The organism is Bacillus sp. JK74, from assembly GCF_053663395.1.
On sequence record NZ_JBSJQB010000004.1, the window covers coordinates 132,644 to 149,341 of the forward strand.

At 36.8% G+C, this 16,698-nt stretch carries 18 protein-coding genes, 7 tRNA genes and 3 pseudogenes; 20 read left to right on the top strand and 8 right to left on the bottom strand.

Going from position 1 to position 16,698, the window contains the following annotated elements; genetic code table 11:
• Positions 1-7 precede the first annotated feature (7 nt).
• Positions 8-121 carry a cortex morphogenetic protein CmpA gene (cmpA, locus tag ACWJJ5_RS13830; protein ID WP_003156164.1) on the bottom strand — a complete coding sequence of 38 codons (114 nt, stop codon included), beginning with the start codon at positions 119-121 and terminating at the stop codon, positions 8-10.
• Positions 122-220: 99 nt separating this feature from the next.
• Here cmpA and ACWJJ5_RS13835 point away from each other — a divergent pair, with 99 nt between their 5' ends.
• The 8 genes from ACWJJ5_RS13835 to ACWJJ5_RS13870 all read left to right on the top strand — a co-directional run bounded on the left by ACWJJ5_RS13835 (position 221) and on the right by ACWJJ5_RS13870 (position 1,503).
• Positions 221-670, top strand: coding sequence for a SprT family protein (locus ACWJJ5_RS13835; RefSeq protein ID WP_015416877.1), 450 nt, complete (start codon positions 221-223; stop codon positions 668-670).
• A gap of 135 nt (positions 671-805) precedes the next feature.
• A tRNA-Asn gene (locus ACWJJ5_RS13840) sits at positions 806-880 on the top strand.
• A 4-nt stretch (positions 881-884) separates the two neighbouring features.
• Positions 885-975, top strand: a tRNA-Ser gene (locus ACWJJ5_RS13845).
• A 19-nt stretch (positions 976-994) separates the two neighbouring features.
• A tRNA-Glu gene (locus ACWJJ5_RS13850) sits at positions 995-1,069 on the top strand.
• Positions 1,070-1,080: 11 nt separating this feature from the next.
• A tRNA-Gln gene (locus ACWJJ5_RS13855) sits at positions 1,081-1,155 on the top strand.
• A 33-nt stretch (positions 1,156-1,188) separates the two neighbouring features.
• A tRNA-Lys gene (locus ACWJJ5_RS13860) sits at positions 1,189-1,264 on the top strand.
• Between the two features lie 8 nt (positions 1,265-1,272).
• Positions 1,273-1,354: transfer RNA gene (locus ACWJJ5_RS13865), tRNA-Leu, on the top strand.
• 65 nt (positions 1,355-1,419) lie between these two features.
• Positions 1,420-1,503, top strand: a tRNA-Leu gene (locus ACWJJ5_RS13870).
• Positions 1,504-2,009: 506 nt separating this feature from the next.
• On the opposite strand, the gene ACWJJ5_RS13875 is transcribed toward ACWJJ5_RS13870, so the two are convergent.
• Entirely contained in the window at positions 2,010-2,459 is a 450-nt protein-coding gene (locus ACWJJ5_RS13875) for a hypothetical protein (RefSeq protein ID WP_077721839.1), read from the bottom strand.
• Between the two features lie 686 nt (positions 2,460-3,145).
• Between ACWJJ5_RS13875 and ACWJJ5_RS13880 the strand changes: the two are divergent.
• The 6 genes and pseudogenes from ACWJJ5_RS13880 to ACWJJ5_RS13905 form a co-directional block, all read left to right on the top strand.
• Positions 3,146-3,301, top strand: a pseudogene (locus ACWJJ5_RS13880) (tetratricopeptide repeat protein); the annotation flags it as partial.
• Positions 3,258-3,386, top strand: coding sequence for a hypothetical protein (locus ACWJJ5_RS13885; protein ID WP_454022472.1), 129 nt, complete (start codon positions 3,258-3,260; stop codon positions 3,384-3,386). The pseudogene ACWJJ5_RS13880 and the gene ACWJJ5_RS13885, both read left to right, overlap by 44 nt.
• A pseudogene (locus ACWJJ5_RS13890) lies at positions 3,343-3,530 on the top strand (hypothetical protein); the annotation flags it as partial. The gene ACWJJ5_RS13885 and the pseudogene ACWJJ5_RS13890, both read left to right, overlap by 44 nt.
• Before the next feature lie 66 nt (positions 3,531-3,596).
• Complete coding sequence (locus ACWJJ5_RS13895) at positions 3,597-4,391, top strand: alpha/beta fold hydrolase (RefSeq protein WP_454022473.1); 795 nt, start codon at positions 3,597-3,599, stop codon at positions 4,389-4,391.
• A 636-nt stretch (positions 4,392-5,027) separates the two neighbouring features.
• A pseudogene (locus ACWJJ5_RS13900) lies at positions 5,028-5,394 on the top strand (BCCT family transporter); the annotation flags it as partial.
• Positions 5,395-5,432: 38 nt separating this feature from the next.
• Complete coding sequence (locus tag ACWJJ5_RS13905; protein WP_146276160.1) at positions 5,433-6,836, top strand: MFS transporter; 1,404 nt, start codon at positions 5,433-5,435, stop codon at positions 6,834-6,836.
• Between the two features lie 560 nt (positions 6,837-7,396).
• On the opposite strand, the gene ACWJJ5_RS13910 is transcribed toward ACWJJ5_RS13905, so the two are convergent.
• Together ACWJJ5_RS13910 and ACWJJ5_RS13915 are read right to left on the bottom strand one after the other, a co-directional pair.
• On the bottom strand, positions 7,397-8,344 hold the full coding sequence (locus ACWJJ5_RS13910; RefSeq protein WP_070081407.1) for an alpha/beta hydrolase: 948 nt from the start codon (positions 8,342-8,344) through the stop codon (positions 7,397-7,399).
• A 91-nt stretch (positions 8,345-8,435) separates the two neighbouring features.
• The gene (locus tag ACWJJ5_RS13915) at positions 8,436-8,855 is read right to left on the bottom strand and encodes an organic hydroperoxide resistance protein (RefSeq protein WP_070081408.1); all 420 of its coding nucleotides are present in this window, start codon (positions 8,853-8,855) and stop codon (positions 8,436-8,438) included.
• 341 nt (positions 8,856-9,196) lie between these two features.
• Here ACWJJ5_RS13915 and ACWJJ5_RS13920 point away from each other — a divergent pair, with 341 nt between their 5' ends.
• Complete coding sequence (locus tag ACWJJ5_RS13920) at positions 9,197-9,634, top strand: MarR family winged helix-turn-helix transcriptional regulator (RefSeq protein WP_003156155.1); 438 nt, start codon at positions 9,197-9,199, stop codon at positions 9,632-9,634.
• A gap of 200 nt (positions 9,635-9,834) precedes the next feature.
• Positions 9,835-9,963 (top strand): cystatin-like fold lipoprotein, encoded by a 129-nt coding sequence (locus tag ACWJJ5_RS13925; protein ID WP_286674452.1) that lies wholly within the window; start codon positions 9,835-9,837, stop codon positions 9,961-9,963.
• Between the two features lie 161 nt (positions 9,964-10,124).
• Here ACWJJ5_RS13925 and ACWJJ5_RS13930 read toward each other — a convergent pair whose 3' ends face one another.
• Entirely contained in the window at positions 10,125-10,568 is a 444-nt protein-coding gene (locus ACWJJ5_RS13930) for an Rrf2 family transcriptional regulator (RefSeq protein ID WP_071181553.1), read from the bottom strand.
• Positions 10,569-10,766: 198 nt separating this feature from the next.
• Here ACWJJ5_RS13930 and ACWJJ5_RS13935 point away from each other — a divergent pair, with 198 nt between their 5' ends.
• Complete coding sequence (locus tag ACWJJ5_RS13935) at positions 10,767-11,405, top strand: NAD(P)-dependent oxidoreductase (protein ID WP_057080632.1); 639 nt, start codon at positions 10,767-10,769, stop codon at positions 11,403-11,405.
• Between the two features lie 558 nt (positions 11,406-11,963).
• Positions 11,964-12,167 carry a cold shock protein CspC gene (cspC, locus tag ACWJJ5_RS13940; protein ID WP_003156143.1) on the top strand — a complete coding sequence of 68 codons (204 nt, stop codon included), beginning with the start codon at positions 11,964-11,966 and terminating at the stop codon, positions 12,165-12,167.
• Positions 12,168-12,768: 601 nt separating this feature from the next.
• Here cspC and ACWJJ5_RS13945 read toward each other — a convergent pair.
• Positions 12,769-13,230 (bottom strand): CarD family transcriptional regulator, encoded by a 462-nt coding sequence (locus ACWJJ5_RS13945; protein WP_060563139.1) that lies wholly within the window; start codon positions 13,228-13,230, stop codon positions 12,769-12,771.
• Between the two features lie 541 nt (positions 13,231-13,771).
• Between ACWJJ5_RS13945 and ACWJJ5_RS13950 the strand changes: the two genes are divergently transcribed.
• Complete coding sequence (locus ACWJJ5_RS13950; RefSeq protein WP_101562754.1) at positions 13,772-14,452, top strand: aspartate/glutamate racemase family protein; 681 nt, start codon at positions 13,772-13,774, stop codon at positions 14,450-14,452.
• Positions 14,453-14,558: 106 nt separating this feature from the next.
• On the opposite strand, the gene ACWJJ5_RS13955 is transcribed toward ACWJJ5_RS13950, so the two are convergent.
• Positions 14,559-15,128, bottom strand: coding sequence for a DUF2812 domain-containing protein (locus ACWJJ5_RS13955; protein ID WP_369614651.1), 570 nt, complete (start codon positions 15,126-15,128; stop codon positions 14,559-14,561).
• Positions 15,115-15,432: a PadR family transcriptional regulator gene (locus ACWJJ5_RS13960; RefSeq protein ID WP_014304415.1), complete on the bottom strand. Its 318-nt coding sequence runs from the start codon at positions 15,430-15,432 to the stop codon at positions 15,115-15,117. The genes ACWJJ5_RS13955 and ACWJJ5_RS13960 overlap by 14 nt, the downstream gene beginning before the upstream one ends.
• A gap of 353 nt (positions 15,433-15,785) precedes the next feature.
• Between ACWJJ5_RS13960 and ACWJJ5_RS13965 the strand changes: the two genes are divergently transcribed.
• Complete coding sequence (locus tag ACWJJ5_RS13965; RefSeq protein WP_102422365.1) at positions 15,786-16,691, top strand: bifunctional helix-turn-helix transcriptional regulator/GNAT family N-acetyltransferase; 906 nt, start codon at positions 15,786-15,788, stop codon at positions 16,689-16,691.
• Positions 16,692-16,698 lie beyond the last annotated feature (7 nt).

The window sequence follows — 16,698 nt, forward strand, 5'->3', positions numbered from 1 at the left end:
GCACTGCTTACGAGCAGTGTTTTTTTCTGTAGAAATACCAGCACTGGTTCAGCAGTTTGATTTGGTAATTGTCCTTTTCTAAAAACGCTTTTTGCATTTGTTTCATCAGCCAATTCGGCATGGCTCATTCCTCCTCAGCTTTTAGTTAGAGGTCGGTTTTAACACATTGTATGCGAACGGTGAATTGTCCCGTTCAATGTTTTTAAAGCGGGGTGCACATATGGATAACGAACAACTTCAAAAGCTGACGGAAGACATCTCTGCACAGGATTTCGGAAAGCCGTTCCGTCACCGGGCCTTTTTCAATGACCGGCTGAAAACGACAGGCGGCCGCTACATGCTGTCTTCCCATAACATCGAATTAAACCGCAAATATCTTCTCGAACACGGGCGGAGCGAGCTGATAGGCATCATCAAGCACGAGCTGTGCCATTACCATCTTCATCTTGAGGGAAAAGGGTACAAGCACAGAGACAAAGACTTCAGAGACCTGCTTCAGAAAGTCGGAGCGCCAAGATTCTGCACGCCGCTGCAAACCAAAAAGACACAAAAGAAAACATATATGTATAGATGCGAGGCTTGCGGCCAACAGTATATAAAGAAGCGGGCAATGAACCCGGAAAGATATGCCTGCGGAAAATGCAGAGGAAAAATCAAAAGAATTTTTTGAAAAGGCTTGACTCATCTCAATGATCTGTGTTAAATTATAAAAGTCGTTGAGAGACAACGATACTTTCTCAAAAAAATAAATGTTGCTTATTGACACAATATGTCGCATCATTTATAATGAAGAAAGTCTGATTATTCCACAGTAGCTCAGTGGTAGAGCTATCGGCTGTTAACCGATCGGTCGCAGGTTCGAATCCTGCCTGTGGAGCCATTATGGAGAAGTACTCAAGTGGCTGAAGAGGCGCCCCTGCTAAGGGTGTAGGTCGCGTAAGCGGCGCGAGGGTTCAAATCCCTCCTTCTCCGCCAGATAAGTTCTCAACCAGACGGCCCGTTGGTCAAGCGGTTAAGACACCGCCCTTTCACGGCGGTAACACGGGTTCGAATCCCGTACGGGTCACCATTTACCTTCGTTGGGCTATAGCCAAGCGGTAAGGCAACGGACTTTGACTCCGTCATGCGTTGGTTCGAATCCAGCTAGCCCAGCCATTTTATTTAAAATTTTTGAATCACTTTTAGAGCGAGCCATTAGCTCAGTTGGTAGAGCATCTGACTTTTAATCAGAGGGTCGAAGGTTCGAGTCCTTCATGGCTCACCACTTGTCACGCGGGTGTGGCGGAATTGGCAGACGCGCTAGACTTAGGATCTAGTGTCTTACGACGTGGGGGTTCGAGTCCCTTCACCCGCACTTTCTTTTCAAAGTGCTGATCATCACTAGCTTATATGCTTAGTGGAAAGACAGCTTCATAGCACGCGGTCGTGGCGGAATGGCAGACGCGCTAGGTTGAGGGCCTAGTGGGTGAATAACCCGTGGAGGTTCAAGTCCTCTCGGCCGCATCTCAATGATACCAAGGGTTTAACTACCTTTGGTATTTTTTTGTTTATAGAAATTTGTCTGTTACTGCCCACTTACTGCCCAGTTACTTATAGTAAGTCGTCTAGTTTGATGCCCTTCGTTTTTTATTTTACTTATCTTGGTGAGTGGTCAAGGTTTCTTTACTCCCATTTACTGTCCAGAAAATATGAAAAAACATCAAAAAAGGTGTAAATAATGATAATGAGCGCTGTATAACCCTTAAATATAGGACATGATAATATTTCATAAGGCTGAGGGGAAAAGAGCAAGAAAAGCAGGAGCAGAAAATTGGAGAAAAGTAATTACTAATCGGTTTGATTTGCATCATATAGGATTTAATACAAAAACCTTTTATTTTCAGAAAAAGAGAAGATGAAAAACCTGGAGTGAATTTATCTCCAAAGTATAGAAAGTAAGGAATCTTTTAAAAAACTAAAAAATGATGAAATTACGGAAAGGTAATGAGTGATTACCTTTCCGTAATTCGTTAATTATTTCTTTGGGCAATTTTATATTTCATCTTAACACTGCCACCTTGAGCCGTTGGTGAAGCTGTAAATGTGTAATTGTATGTCCAACCAAACCAACCATTTTTAACCTCGGCAGAAATGTTGCCTTGCTTGCCTGGTGCGATGGTTCTTGAGACTTTTCCATCAATTGATATTTTTATGTCATTACTTCCGTTATTTGAAATCCAGAAGTTTACTTGTGCTCCGTCATTCTCATCTAATTCGAACTCCCGACTCCAGCTTGATTGATCAACAGAGCCCTCTGAAACCTCCTTGTCTAGAGCTTTGAATACCCCACTTGTAACTGCATAATTTTTCGGCGATACACTTGTAGTCGACTCCGCAAAAGCAGGTATAGTACAAGTTCCAACAATTACACCAGCTATCAGAGTCGATGTTACTCCTTTGAAAATGGATTTAAGATTCACGATCAAGCACTCCTTTTAATTTCATTTATTACACATACATATTCGCATGCACAATACAAATAATACCATGTAAAATAATTACAGTAAACGTTCTTTTGGATAATAATGTTTGTAACTCAACTTTTGTACCCCAAACATCCCAAATCAGACAAGTAAACCTTGATATAGCTAGGTAAGTGGAAATTGCGATCTTCTTATTGAGGCACTGCTACTAGCAAAGATTTTCCGATACCCGCAAAACGCAAAAACTATCGCACCTAGTGGGCGAGACTGCATTACTTCTCTTGTTAGTGGTTTCTTAGGTCTTAGCTGAAATTACAAATTTAAAGGTAATATTTTCAGTGATTTTTGAAAATAGGTGGAAATGAAGATAAAGAATGCTTTATTTATAAGGTTTATGTAATACTTGATACGTTTTCATTAGGTTGAGGGCCCAGCGGGTGAATAACCCGTGAAGGTTCAAGTCCTCTCGGCCGCATCTCAATAATACCAAGGGTAATAGAGAGATCCTTGGTATTTTTTTGCGCTTATTTTTAAATGATCTACTGCCCACTTACCTAAAGTAAGTCATCTGCAGTAGACATCGCACAAATATTTTCATCATTTATAGTTAGCTACTAATGCCTCAAACTCCAATTTACAAAAGTAGAGAAAGTGCTGCTAAGCATGGGAAGAAAACCAAGACTTCGGGGAGAATGTTTGCTGATGTTGAAGGTTTTTCGATTGAAGTCGCTGATTATTTTCATGAACGAGGAAATTTAATGTTCTCTACGAAAATTAAAAAAGGGGAGATGATTGATGAAAATCAGCCGGGTTCTATTGGCTGCAGTGATTTTAGATAGTGTATTTTCAATCACTTATTTGCAAAGTGATCAAAATACTCAAAGTATCTGGACAATACTTTGCTTGGTTCTTATTTGTCGATAGTCGCAGTAACGAAAGCACTAAACAACACATTAAAGAGATTCTTTTGATATGACGGACACATATGACAGTTTGCGATTGTCAAAATTCAATGTATTACCCTTGTTCAACTTACCAAGTTCAGTTAAAAGTTTGTTAAAATTGTGATAAATGCATGAAAGGATTAAATGTTCATATCGAAACATTAGGATTACAGGGAAGGGGAACAAATACATGTCGATTTACCATAAAGTAATTGGAAATGGATATCCGATCGTTATGTTGCATGGTTGGACACTTGACCATCAGGTGATGTTACATGCAATGGAACCGTTATTCGAGAAACGAAGCGGTTGGAAGAGAATATACATAGACTTACCAGGTATGGGACATTCTAAGCCACAACCGTCTATTCAGAACTCTGATGATGTTTTAGAAGCGATATTGCGTCTTTTGGACGAGATTATTCCTGATCAACAGTTTATTGTTTGTGGTAATTCATATGGAGGGTACATTGCCAGAGGCATCGTTCGTTCACGTCAGGAAACAGTTCGTGGATTACTGCTGATGGCACCATTAACTATACCCGAATTCGATGAAAGGGTAGTACCGCAGAAGACTGTTCTAAAAAGAGACAGCGACTTGATATCACATTTGTCTTCGGAGGAGGCGGATGAATTTTGCTCTATGGGGATTGTGCAAGGTAAAACTGAATGGGAGAGGTTCCGGGATGAAATTTTATTTCCATCTAAACAAACAAATTATGAATTCGTAAACAACATTCGTCAAAATGGATATGGGTTTACCTTTGATATTTCATCTAAACTTGAGTATCCCACGCTAATTATCACAGGGCGTCAGGACAATGTAGTCGGATACCATGATGCGTGGCGATTAATAGAAGATTACCCAAGGGCAACTTTTGCAGTGCTTGATATGGCTGGTCACAACCTGCAAATCGAACAAACCGATGTATTTAATTCATTGGTTCACAACTGGTTAAACAGACTTGAGTCGGAAAATTTTTGATTGGTATAACTTTCTATAAGTGTGAGTTTTACTGTTACAATCCCAATTAATTAAACAATAATTAAGATAAGGAATATTGGGGTTTCCTATAATGTTTAGTAATTATTAGTATTTACTGTCATTGAGGGTAATTTAATCATTGATTAAAAATAAAACCATTATTTCATACCCGGTGCTACTTATTTCTGTTGTAGTCTGCATACTGATTAATAGGTAAGAAAAGTCGAAAAGGTATACGAAATTCGTCATACAAATTAAAGTTTTGAATGAAAGAGCAGGATTACTCCTGCTCTTTTTCTTTCTAATTGGGCTAGATTAAACGCAGACGGTTATTCCTTGGGAAAAACAAAAAAAATTTCTTCTATCCATTGACTAGCTTAGCTTTAGCCGGGTTTCTATCACCCTGTTGGGCTTGTCAGATTTTAAAAAGGTATGCTACGTTTATAGTGTTTTGTTTCACCTGATTGTGGGGTAATAAAGATAGAATCAGTAAATAATTCTTAGGAACGACCTCAATCTTATAATAAACATATTGGAAGACGTAATGGAAGATCTAAAATAAAGGTTTAGGATACTTTGAAGAAATAAAAGTTTTTTTTCGATTGTGATCATATTCACAATAGAGCTGTATGAAGGGGAATCATTTCTCCAAATAGTCTGCAGAAAATACCAACCGCAGCCCGAGGATATGTCACTAACCGTTTTGGCTGGTATTATCTGTTGGCTGTTTCTCTTTTTGTTGCTTCTTGTATTATTTTTAGTCCAATCGGCAAAAATAAGTTAAGGAAACCAGCGAAAACACTGAATTTCAGCCTTCTTTCCTGGTTTACAATGTTATTTGGCGCTGATATGGATATTAGTCTAGTCTTTTAAGGTACAGTTGAACCAATCAGCCAATATGCCGTTAGCTCTCCATCAGGTGAAACAGAAACCCCCAGACTTTTAGAGAAGCATTACGCTATACATTCTGGGACTGCATGCTCGGACCGTTTACGCGCTTGTATAATGTGGATTTGATAATTAAGGAGTCGATATTATTAAATGAAGTTTAACAAGAAAAAAATTAACGTTGTAGACATTCAAAAAGCGAAGAAAAGCGTGTTTGCTACAGGGATAGGAAACGCGATGGAATGGTTTGATTTTGCTTTATATTCTTATTTGGCAGTTATTATTAGTAAAAACTTTTTCAGTCCAGTTCAAAACGATGAATTAAAGTTAATATTTACTTTTGCTACATTTGCAATTGCCTTCTTACTTAGACCGGTAGGCGGAATTATTTTTGGTAAAATGGGTGATAAATTTGGTCGGAAAATAGTATTAACAATTACTATTTTAATGATGGCTTTATCTACTTTAATAATTGGTGTGCTTCCTACCTATGATCAGATTGGTGTATGGGCCCCTATATTATTACTCTTAGCTCGTATTCTGCAAGGTTTTTCTGTGGGTGGAGAGTACGCTGGGGCAATGGTATATATCGCAGAATCTTCTCCAGATAATAAACGTATAAGGTTAGGCAGCGGTTTAGAAATCGGCACATTATCTGGTTATATAGTAGCTTCTGTTTTAGTTACAGTACTTTTCTGGACTTTATCTGATGTTCAAATGAATAGTTGGGGATGGAGAATTCCTTTCTTCTTAAGTATTCCAATAGGATTATTTGGTTTATATTTGAGAAGTCATTTAGATGAATCACCAATCTTTGAAAATGACCTCTCTGAAAACCAAGAACAACAACCAGGTTTATTAGAAGTCATTAAAACATATAAAAAAGATATCTTTTTATGTATCGTATTTGTGGCATTTTTCAATATAACCAATTACCTATTGTTAGGGTATATGCCTTCTTATTTAGATGAGAACCTTGGTATAAGTGATAATATAAGTACACCGGTTACAGCAATTGTATTGATTATTATGGTACCGTTCGCTTTAACTTTTGGTAAACTGGGAGATAAATTAGGAAATAAAAAAGTTATAGCAATTGGATTAGTATTAGGAATTGTATTTTCGATTATCTCTTTCCAATTTCTTAATATGGGGAATATAACTTTCTTATTTATAGGACTTTTAATGTTAGGTATTGTATTATCTGTATACGAAGGTACTATGCCAGGATCTTTACCTACGTTGTTCCATACTGACATTAGATATCGTACATTATCCTGGACATTCAACTTATCAGTTTCTATTTTTGGCGGAACAACACCTTTAGTTGCTTCTTGGTTAACCCATGTGACAAGAAACAATTTGGCGCCGGGTTTCTATTTATTGGCAGTCAGTTTAATTGGCTTAATAGTTGTGTTAACCTTATTTAAAGATACTTCAGGTAAATCTTTAAAAGGTTCTTACCCAACAGTTGCTTCTAAAGCTGAATTTCAAGAAGCTGTTGAAAATCCAAAAGATTCCCTGTGGTGGAAAATGGAACAAACAGAAAAGGAATGAAAAAAACATCCATTTAATTGAACGACTACTCGAAATACAGACTCAGAATAAGCTGGGATTATCCGAGCAGCAATGACTGCAGCTCTTTTATATTCTGGAGGGCTCACTGCTTTGCAAAAGCAGCGTTGCTATTCTCGATCGTCATTATTTTATTGGTTGTGTCCTAATAATAAAACATTGACGCAAGAACGAAGAGAAATTAAAAGGTCCGGGCAATACAGCAAAATAAGAAGCTTTGTTATGCCAGTTCTTCTCCCGAAGGAGAGCTGGCTTTTTATTTTCTATATGGGGTCCAAAGCAGAAAACGAGAACTTGTACGCTAACTAATCAACAAAGGTTTTTTGGATATGAAGAGGGTGAAGTGGTGAAAAAATGGAGTTTGTTGTGGAGTTAGCTTTTCAATTAGGGGGACATCTCAACAACAAAATAATAACCAGCCCGATTAAAAAGCTCATCAAAAGTTCCATTATTCCAATATACGATCCACTCAATTATTTGAGTGGATCTGTTTGTTTTTTATTTATTTGCAGCAGTCTCTATGTGACGAAACAATAGATGGATTAAAACCCTTTACGCAGCCAGGTTGCGGCAAGATCAATTGCTCCGCGCGCAGCTTCAGTTTTAGCTAAGGCGTTGAGCATCACGAAATCGTGAATGATACCTTGGAAACGTACGGCAGTGACCGGAACACCAGCTTCACGAAGTTTATTGGCATATGCTTCTCCCTCGTCACGAAGTACATCAGCTTCAGCTGTGATAATCAATGCAGGTGGAAGCCCTTGAAGCTGCTCAGCAGTTGCACGCAGAGGTGATGCTGTAATTTCAGCACGCTCGTTCGAATTGGTTGTGTACTGATCCCAAAACCACATCATCGCGTCCTTGCGTAAAAAGTATCCTGCAGCAAACTGTTGATAGGATTCTGTATCGAAAGAAGCGTCTGTTACCGGATAGAAAAGTAATTGTTGCCGGATATTCAAGTCACCTCGTGCTTTGGCCATTAGCGTGACAGCAGCAGCCATATTGCCTCCAACACTATCACCTGCAATTGTTAGACTCTCGGGAATCATGCCGTTCTCACGGCCATTTTCAGACGCCCACTTCACTACTGCATAGATTTCTTCAATGGCTGTCGGATATTTTGCTTCTGGAGATAAGGTGTAATTTGGAAAGACAATAGCAGCTTGTGCTCCGACTGCTAGCTCACGGATGAGCCGATCATGTGTATGCTCATTACCAAATACCCAGCCGGCCCCATGAATGTACACGATGACAGGAAGGTGCGCAGGCGCATTCTGCGGGCGCATTATTCTTACTGATACCTGTCCGCTCGGTCCTCCTGAAATCATAACATCTTCAATATCAACTGGCAGTTTATCAATTGGGGCAGATTGAACCTCATCTACAGCTTCTCGTCCTTTCTCAGGTCCAAGGTCGAATAGATAGGGTGGGTTCGCGGTTGCTTCTGCAAATTCTTGAGCTGCTTTTTCTAATTGTACTTTCTTTAACATCAATCTCACTCCTTATTTGAAGGTTGGTCACCTATATGTTTTAATCAAAATTTTTTTATTCCATTACCTATTGATCTTGGCAACTTTCGTCTTATATTGCTGTTGTAATGATTTGTACATCAATATTTCCGCGAGTAGCTTTAGAATATGGACATACTTGATGAGCTGCATGTGTTAATTCTTCCGCTTGCTCTTGAGATACCCCTTGAATTTCCACCTCCAGAACAACTCCGATTTTATAACCATTATCACTTTCATCTTTTAATAAACTTACTTTACCGGTAACAGCTGATTCGATTTTTAATCGTTGTCTCTGGGCTGCTAAATGAAGAGCACTGTCATAACAAGCTGAATAGCCTGCCGCAAATAATTGTTCTGGATTTGTAGCCGTGGATACTTGATTTCGTTTTGGCATAGCTAAATCCAAATCAATAATAAGATCATTAGATGTTACATGACCTTCTCTTCCGCCTTTTGTTGTAGCTTCTGCTGTAAAATATACTGTCATCATCAAACACTCCTATAAATTAAATTTAACACAATTGAATTTTAATCAATATAATCAGCGTTGTCAATTAAATTTTTGAAAATTAAATTGTTATCAATTGAAATTTGCAATTAAAATCCTCTAAATGATTGATTAGACTAAAATAAAGAACAGTTTTCGGCAGTTTAAAGTTAGTGTACATAATAACCATATTGAGAAAATAGGAGATCATATTATTGGTGATAGATTCTTTCTGATTTTGCATAAGTTATGATTAATTAAATTGTTAGTCATTCAATTTTACTTAATTTAATTCTTATGCTATTATGGGTAGTAATGAATATAAATATTGTGAGGGATTTAACATGAAGAATGATAAATTACTGTTAAGTAATCATCTATGTTTTGCGATTTATGCAGCTTCCCGTGAAATGATAAAGTTATACCATCCTCTCTTAAAAGAATTAGGAATTACGTATCCACAGTATTTGGTTCTTCTTGTTTTATGGGAGAAGGAAAAAATATCTGTTAAAGGTTTAGGCGAAGAATTATATCTGGACTCCGGAACATTAACTCCAGTTTTAAAACGACTTGAGGAGCGAGGTCTTATTATAAGAGAGCGTTCAAAAGAGGATGAACGAAGTGTAATTATTACGTTAACAACTGAAGGGAATGAGTTTAAAGAAAAAGTCACAATGATCCCTAATGCAGTATTTGATAAAACCGGTTGTAATGAAGAAGAAATTAAAAGTTATAACAAGGAAATTCGTAATTTACTTCACATGCTGACAACTGAGCAATAGTTTTATGAATATAGATCGTGGGCCAAGCGGGTGAATAACCTGCGGAGGTTCAAGTCCTCTCGGCCGATCCCTATGATACCAAGGGTTTTGACACCTTTGATATTTTTTGTTTATAGACTTACTATAGTAGGTCGTATGATTTGTCAGTCACCTTCATCCTTCTGCTGACTGCGGGCAGCGGTAGTAAATAGGATAATGCAATTAATGAAGTGATTAAGCAGGAGAAGAAAGTCAGAAAAGAAATGCGAGCAGATTCTGATGAGTACAAGAGAGATAACGCCATAATTCGTGTATATGATGACGGGCAGTATATTCAGCTTGCGTTTTAGCAGCCGGAAGAAAGTTCTCGCAAGCTTACTGCTTAAAAATCCATTTTTTTTTAATCAAGAAATCAATATCAATTCGGGGCTGGATTCAATATGATCCAGTCCCTTTTTGTTTTATTGATTTTTCTTATCCCCAGTCTGATAAAAGATTTTCTGTGAATCATTTAACAATTATTGGCCGATTTTTCTTTTTCGATAATATCCTTTACCACATCCTCAATTGTTATATGTCCAAGAGCTTTTTCCAAGGCAGATTGGGCGAGTTCAAATATTGGACCAATTGTACTTTGAATGTTCCGGCCTACAGGACATTGAGGATTGGGATTTTCATGTATACTAAACAATTCTTTATCTTGAACAACATTTACTGCTCTATAAACATCAAGTAAGGTGATTTCAGTTAAATCCTTCGCTAATTCAGCTCCTGCAATACCTGGCCGTACATTTACTAAACCTGCTTTTTTCAGCATCCCCATAATTTTTCTTATTAAGGCGGGATTTGTATTTACACTTCCAGCTAAAAATTCAGAAGTGCTAATTCCGTCTTCATTTATTTCAATAAGAGCCAATATATGAATTCCTACAGCAAAACGGCTGCTAATAGACATGATTTCTTCACCATCCTAATTACTTTACACTCTTTATAGTACACTTGTAACTGAATGTATTACAAGTTTATTTCACTCTAATATGCTCAATTAACAAGATGATAAAAGTATTGACAAATAAACAAGGTGTAACTAAAATTATTACATGTAATCAATTTGGTTACATTTAAAATTTTGAATGATTAGGAGGACTTTAAATTGAAAATTGGAATCATTGGTGCAACCGGAAAAGCTGGAAGTCTTATCTTGAAAGAAGCGGTAAGCAGGGGACATGAAGTAACTGCAATTGTAAGAGATGCTGCAAAACTTAAAGAGGAAAAGATCTCAATCATTGAAAAAAATATAATTGATCTGACATCGGATGATCTAAAAAAGTTAGATGTAGTAGTAAATGCCTTCGGAGCTCCATTAGGAGAAGAACAGGCACATGTAGATGCTGGCCGGGCATTAATTAGGGCATTAAAAGGAATGGGGACAAGAGCCGTAATTGTAGGCGGAGCAGGGAGTCTTTATGTAGACGAAAATAAAACTGTCAGTGTAATGGATACACCAGATTTCCCGGAAATTTTTATTCCAACAGCTAAAGGGCAAGGTCGTAACTTGCAAGAGCTAAAGGAAACTTCTGATATGAACTGGACATTTATCAGTCCTTCAGCGGTATTTGACCCAGACGGGAAAAGAACTGGGTTTTATCAGTCAGGAAAAGATCATCTTCTTGTGAATTCGAAAGGCGAAAGTTATATCAGCTATGCAGACTATGCAATTGCAGTATTGGATGAAATAGAAAATCCAAAACATATAAATGAACGCTTTACAGTTGTGGGAGAAGCTGAATAAGTTACTGAGTAGAAACAAAGGGTGCCATTAGCGTCATTGCTAATGGCATTTTCCTTTTAAGAATGTACGGAGACATTGAAAACTTTGCAATCAGAGTAGCTGATTATTTTTATGAAAAAGGGGGTTTATCATGTTCCAATGAATATTATCGAGCTGATGACAGAGCAGGTGCTTAGTGAGTTGGATCAAAAAAATACGTATAAATAGCTCTGACTAAAACCTTTGCGGGTTAGTTAGAGCTTTTGTAAACCCACTCGTTTTCATGAGTGGGCTTTTTAAAAATACACCTCTCAACATGATATTTATTAAGTACGGTAAGGGGTCCGTCAAAACTTCTAAATTACAAATGAAGGTTCTCACTAAAAAACCTGCCGCACGTTTAACAAATAAAACATGAATGAACATATTATTAATTTGCAGTTATTTCCGTTTCGTGCTATGATAAAGGAGAATTATTTTTGTTCGTGTAAAGGATAGTATGAATATCGACTTTTCGTCTTGATGATACTTTGGGCAAGGATAGTAATACAATGTGTAATACACTAGGAGGCAACAAAAATGGAACAAGGTACAGTTAAATGGTTTAATGCAGAAAAAGGTTTTGGATTTATCGAACGTGAAAATGGAGACGATGTATTCGTACACTTTTCTGCAATCCAAAGTGACGGATTCAAATCTTTAGACGAAGGTCAAAAAGTAACGTTTGACGTTGAGCAAGGTGCTCGTGGAGCTCAAGCTGCTAACGTTCAAAAAACTGCTTAATCTTCAATCGTTTATACAAACAGGCTCTTTATATAGGGCCTGTTTTTTTATGTTCTCTGTATCATACTGAATAAAAAACCCTACTCAACGTTCGAGTAGGGACAGATGCTACAAGGTAAGAAAAAGGTTTAAAACCTCAAAGGATTGTTTACAGTATAACATAACGGATTGACGATATGTGGAATATATATAAATGATTTGTTTTTATGTTCTCAAGGTAACTGTATGTTATTCTTTGTTACAATTCGCATATCTCTTTTATGAAAAGAAGATAAACAACTGCTATTCACTGTCGCAAGAGATGTAAGAAATTCTTAAAGATAAAGAGGGGAGTGGTTGTTTTTTCTTCCGGAAATAATCACTTAGACCTAAAACAATGAAAGCCCTGCCTCTCTTCCATCCTTACGGCTCCTTGTCCGTGCCAGTGTGAATCAGGATTACAAAAATCAAGTGACTATTTCATCGAGAATTCAAGTGTTCGTTGAAGAAAAAATAAAACAGATTAGATTGAGGAGTAATAAAAGCGGTTAATGTTTAAAAAGTAAGTTGAAGAGGTTGAACGTCTAATCGTAATATTCTGAAAAATTATCTGTCATTAACCTTAACAGAAACTTTTTATTTGTTTTTCAGTGATTCCTTTAATGACTTCCAGTTCACTAATCAAAAATTCATATGCATTATCCAACATTTTTTTTTCGCTTGAATTAAGTGCTTTTTCTTTCTTCATTCGCATTAAATCACGTACAACTTCAGCACCTTCTTGTATTTCACCCGTTTTTATTTTGTTCGTGTTTACTATATACCTTTGCTTCCACGGCAGTAACCTATCTGATTCTCCATGCTGAAAAATGTGTATAATGTGTTTTAATGCACGTATATCAGTAACTGGCCGTATATTTGAACTCGATATTTTACGCGTTGGAATCATAACTGTCATATTACTGATTGACATTCTTATGACATAATACTGTTGTTTTTCCTCTAAGAATTGTTTTTCTTCTATGGCTTCAATCGTACCTGCTCCGTGCATTGGATAAACAATGTTATCGCCAATTTGAAACATATAATCCACCTCCATATATGGGAACTTAACTTAAGGTTACCATATATGGAGTGAGATATCAAATTTTTAATAATAACATGATCGTTTATTTGTGTCAATAACTTTTTTTTAAAAAAACAACATCAAAACAAGAGGGAACCTGTGGGATTCCTAAAAAAGGAAAGGTCAATTGGTCGGGGTATATCTTGGAATCTCGACTAATTAACAGAGATCAGTTTTTCGTTGAAAATGAGTTATTAAATATCCTTTAGGAGTTCATGCCTTGACATCAATGACACGTTTACTAATCTATATGGGCACAATTTAATCACCGATTTTTAACCATCATTCATGAAAACATAGTAATGAAAACAAGCTTTCATAACCTTAGTGTATCTGCCATTCTTCTGCGTGCGGCGGAATTAGATATGATAATTCGATTAATGAAATGATAAAATAGGAGAAGAAAGCCAGAAAAGAAATGAGTGCAGATTCAGATGAGAAACACAATAATAATTCATCATGATCGTATTCGTACACATTTTTACAGAGGAGGACAATTATGATTGGAATACTGGCAGGTATGGGGCCAAAATCTACTGGGCCATTTGTAGATAAAGTCGTAGACGAGTGCCAAAAAATATATGGAGCAATACATGACATGGATTTTCCTCATATGATGATTTATTCCTGTCCGACACCTTTCTACATGAATAAACCTCTCAATCATACGGACATGGAAAATGCAATTATTGAGGGCGCTGTAAAGCTTGAAAAAACGGGTGTTGATTTTATTGCCATCCCATGTAACACCGCACATCTCTATTTTAATCAAATAAAAAAATCGATTTCAGTCCCTTTACTAAACATGATTGATGAAACCATAAAAAAAATACCTAAAGGCTCAAAAAAAGCAGCTCTTTTAGCCACCGTTCCTACGGTTCAATCCGGAATATTTCAAGAAGCGTTAAACAGAGAAGGTTATGATTTTTTACATCAAGATAGTTGGCAAATCTATGTCAATCAAATAATAGAAAAGATTAAACAAGGTCAAATCGATGAGGCTAGTACACTATATGATGAATTACACCGTGAATTAGCAGAAAAGGTTGATACGGTTATCATTGCATGTACGGATTTAAATATGGTTACGGATCAAAAAAGAAGCGGGCTTACCTTTGTTGATTCATCAGCCTGTCTCGCTCAAGCCATTGTAAATAAGTATGTATCATTAACAAAATAAGTCATCTGATTTATCAGCAAATTCAGGGCGCTTTTTTTCCTTTAAAGCGCCCGGATTCGGCAGATACATGATCCTCAATTACTTCTTTGAATGTAACTTCCCCGCGTTATTGTTCTTTTAACATTGAATACTTTCGATAAGCTTTATAGAAACTGCAGCCAAATAGAACAGCCATAAGGGCGGGAAGCGACCTCAAAAGGGCAAATGGAGTTTCAAATAAAAATGCCTTCCAAAACATTGCGCCTTCCATACTCCACAGACCTTCAGCTAAATACAAACCTGAATTCGTGTAAATCATATTACAATAAAACAAGCACAGTAACCCAAAACAAGATGAAAAACTCATTAGTCTTTTATAATAATTACTCTTTGACTGGCGATCCGAGAAGATTTCATTTTGATCATCATCTTCTTTTTGCCAATATCGAGTTCCAAGCCCCCAAGGGCCATTTATATAACTCCAGCCGAAGTCTTCATAGATCTCTTTGTAATCTTTAAATTTTTTCTTTGATAAATAATCTTGATAATCCAGTCTCATCACATATTTTTTGTCGGTTTTTTCGAAAGTGTATATTCCTAATCCGCTGATATTTGTACAGCGATAGCCTTTTTGTAATTGCTCGTTCAGCCATTGCTCCTCTTTTTCAATATCAAAAAACATCTTAAATTTCTTCATTCGATTCACTTCCTTCGTGCAGGGATAAAATATGCAGTAACCTGTTTTGTTCCATCTTCAAAATGGCGCTTCCTTCCGCAGTTATCTTATAGACTTTTCTCCGGCCTGATTCTCCAACAGGCTCAATCCAGCCATGCTTATTCAAGTTTTCAATCGCGCCGTATAATGTGCCGGCCGCTAAAATAACAGTTCCGTTACTCATCTTTTCGATCTTCTGCATGGCGGCATAGCCATGAAGCGGCTCACGCAGAGCTAATAAAATATAATGCATGGTTTCAGACAGCGGTAATAATTTATGTTTCATATCCTCATCCTCTATTCAGTTCGACTATATAGTTAAACTTAATACAGTACAACTGAATAGTCAATGGTCTTTTCAAAATTTGTAAAAGGAACTTGAAAATCAAATCTAAAAAGTCGCTTTATTTACGTAATGGGAAGCGACTTTTTGTATGTCCATATTAACGTCAAAAGAATGTATCCCGGTACGTAATTGTTTTCCGATGTAACAGTGTCGTTTATTTTCAATGTGTTTTTTTACGGTAAGAAAATCATCAAATTGAAAGGGGATGAAAATTAATAGTTGACTCAAGCAACTGTTTCGATTACGATGGAAAAAGTTGCTTAAGTCAATCTTTTGGAGGAGGTTCATCCAATTTGGAAACAAAACGTGTTTTGGCATTCAGACAATTTAATAGATTTTATACAGATGTTTTGGGTTTTCTAAATGAACATATTTATGACAGTCCATTCTCTTTAACGGAAACCAGGATTTTATACGAAATTTATAATACGCCCGATTGTACAGCAAAAATCATTCAAGAAAGGTTAGACCTGGACAGAGGATATGTAAGCAGAATTATCAGAAAATTTGAAGAAGAAGGCTTCATATACAAGCAAAAATGCAGAGAAGACGGACGCAACCATTTCCTTTATGTCACCGAGTCAGGGAAAAGTATTTATAAAAGCCTGGAGAAAAAAGCTAATCAGCAAGTTGAATATATCCTTGAACGCATAGACAAAGAGGAACAAGAAAAACTTGTACATTCAATGGAAATCATTCAAAACATTTTGCAGCATTCTTTTTATGATAAAGAATCTCCGATTTCAATAAGAGACTATTATACTTCAGAGGATGTCAAAAACATAATTGAGAAACAGCGGTTATTTTATGCCGAATCCCATGGCTGGGATGAAACATTTTTATCCTATCTTCACGATACGTTTAAAGCGGATATTGAAAAAATATGGGTGGCAGAAAGCGGGAATCAATTTGCGGGTTGTATCGGCTTAGTGAATGACGATGAAAAAACAGGTCAGTTAAGGTGGTTCTTAGTCGATCCGTCATTTCAAAGAAAAGGTGTCGGCAGCCGTCTGATTAAGGCACTTGTTCAATATTGTAAAGAAAATGGATACGAGCGTATATTTCTTTGGACGGTAAGAGACATGTCAACAGCCCGGCCATTGTATAAAAAGAATGGATTCGAAATTACAGAAATTCATGAAGAAAAACCTTTATGGGGATCAAATTTAATAGAAGAGCGCTGGGATTTGGAATTATAAATAAAAG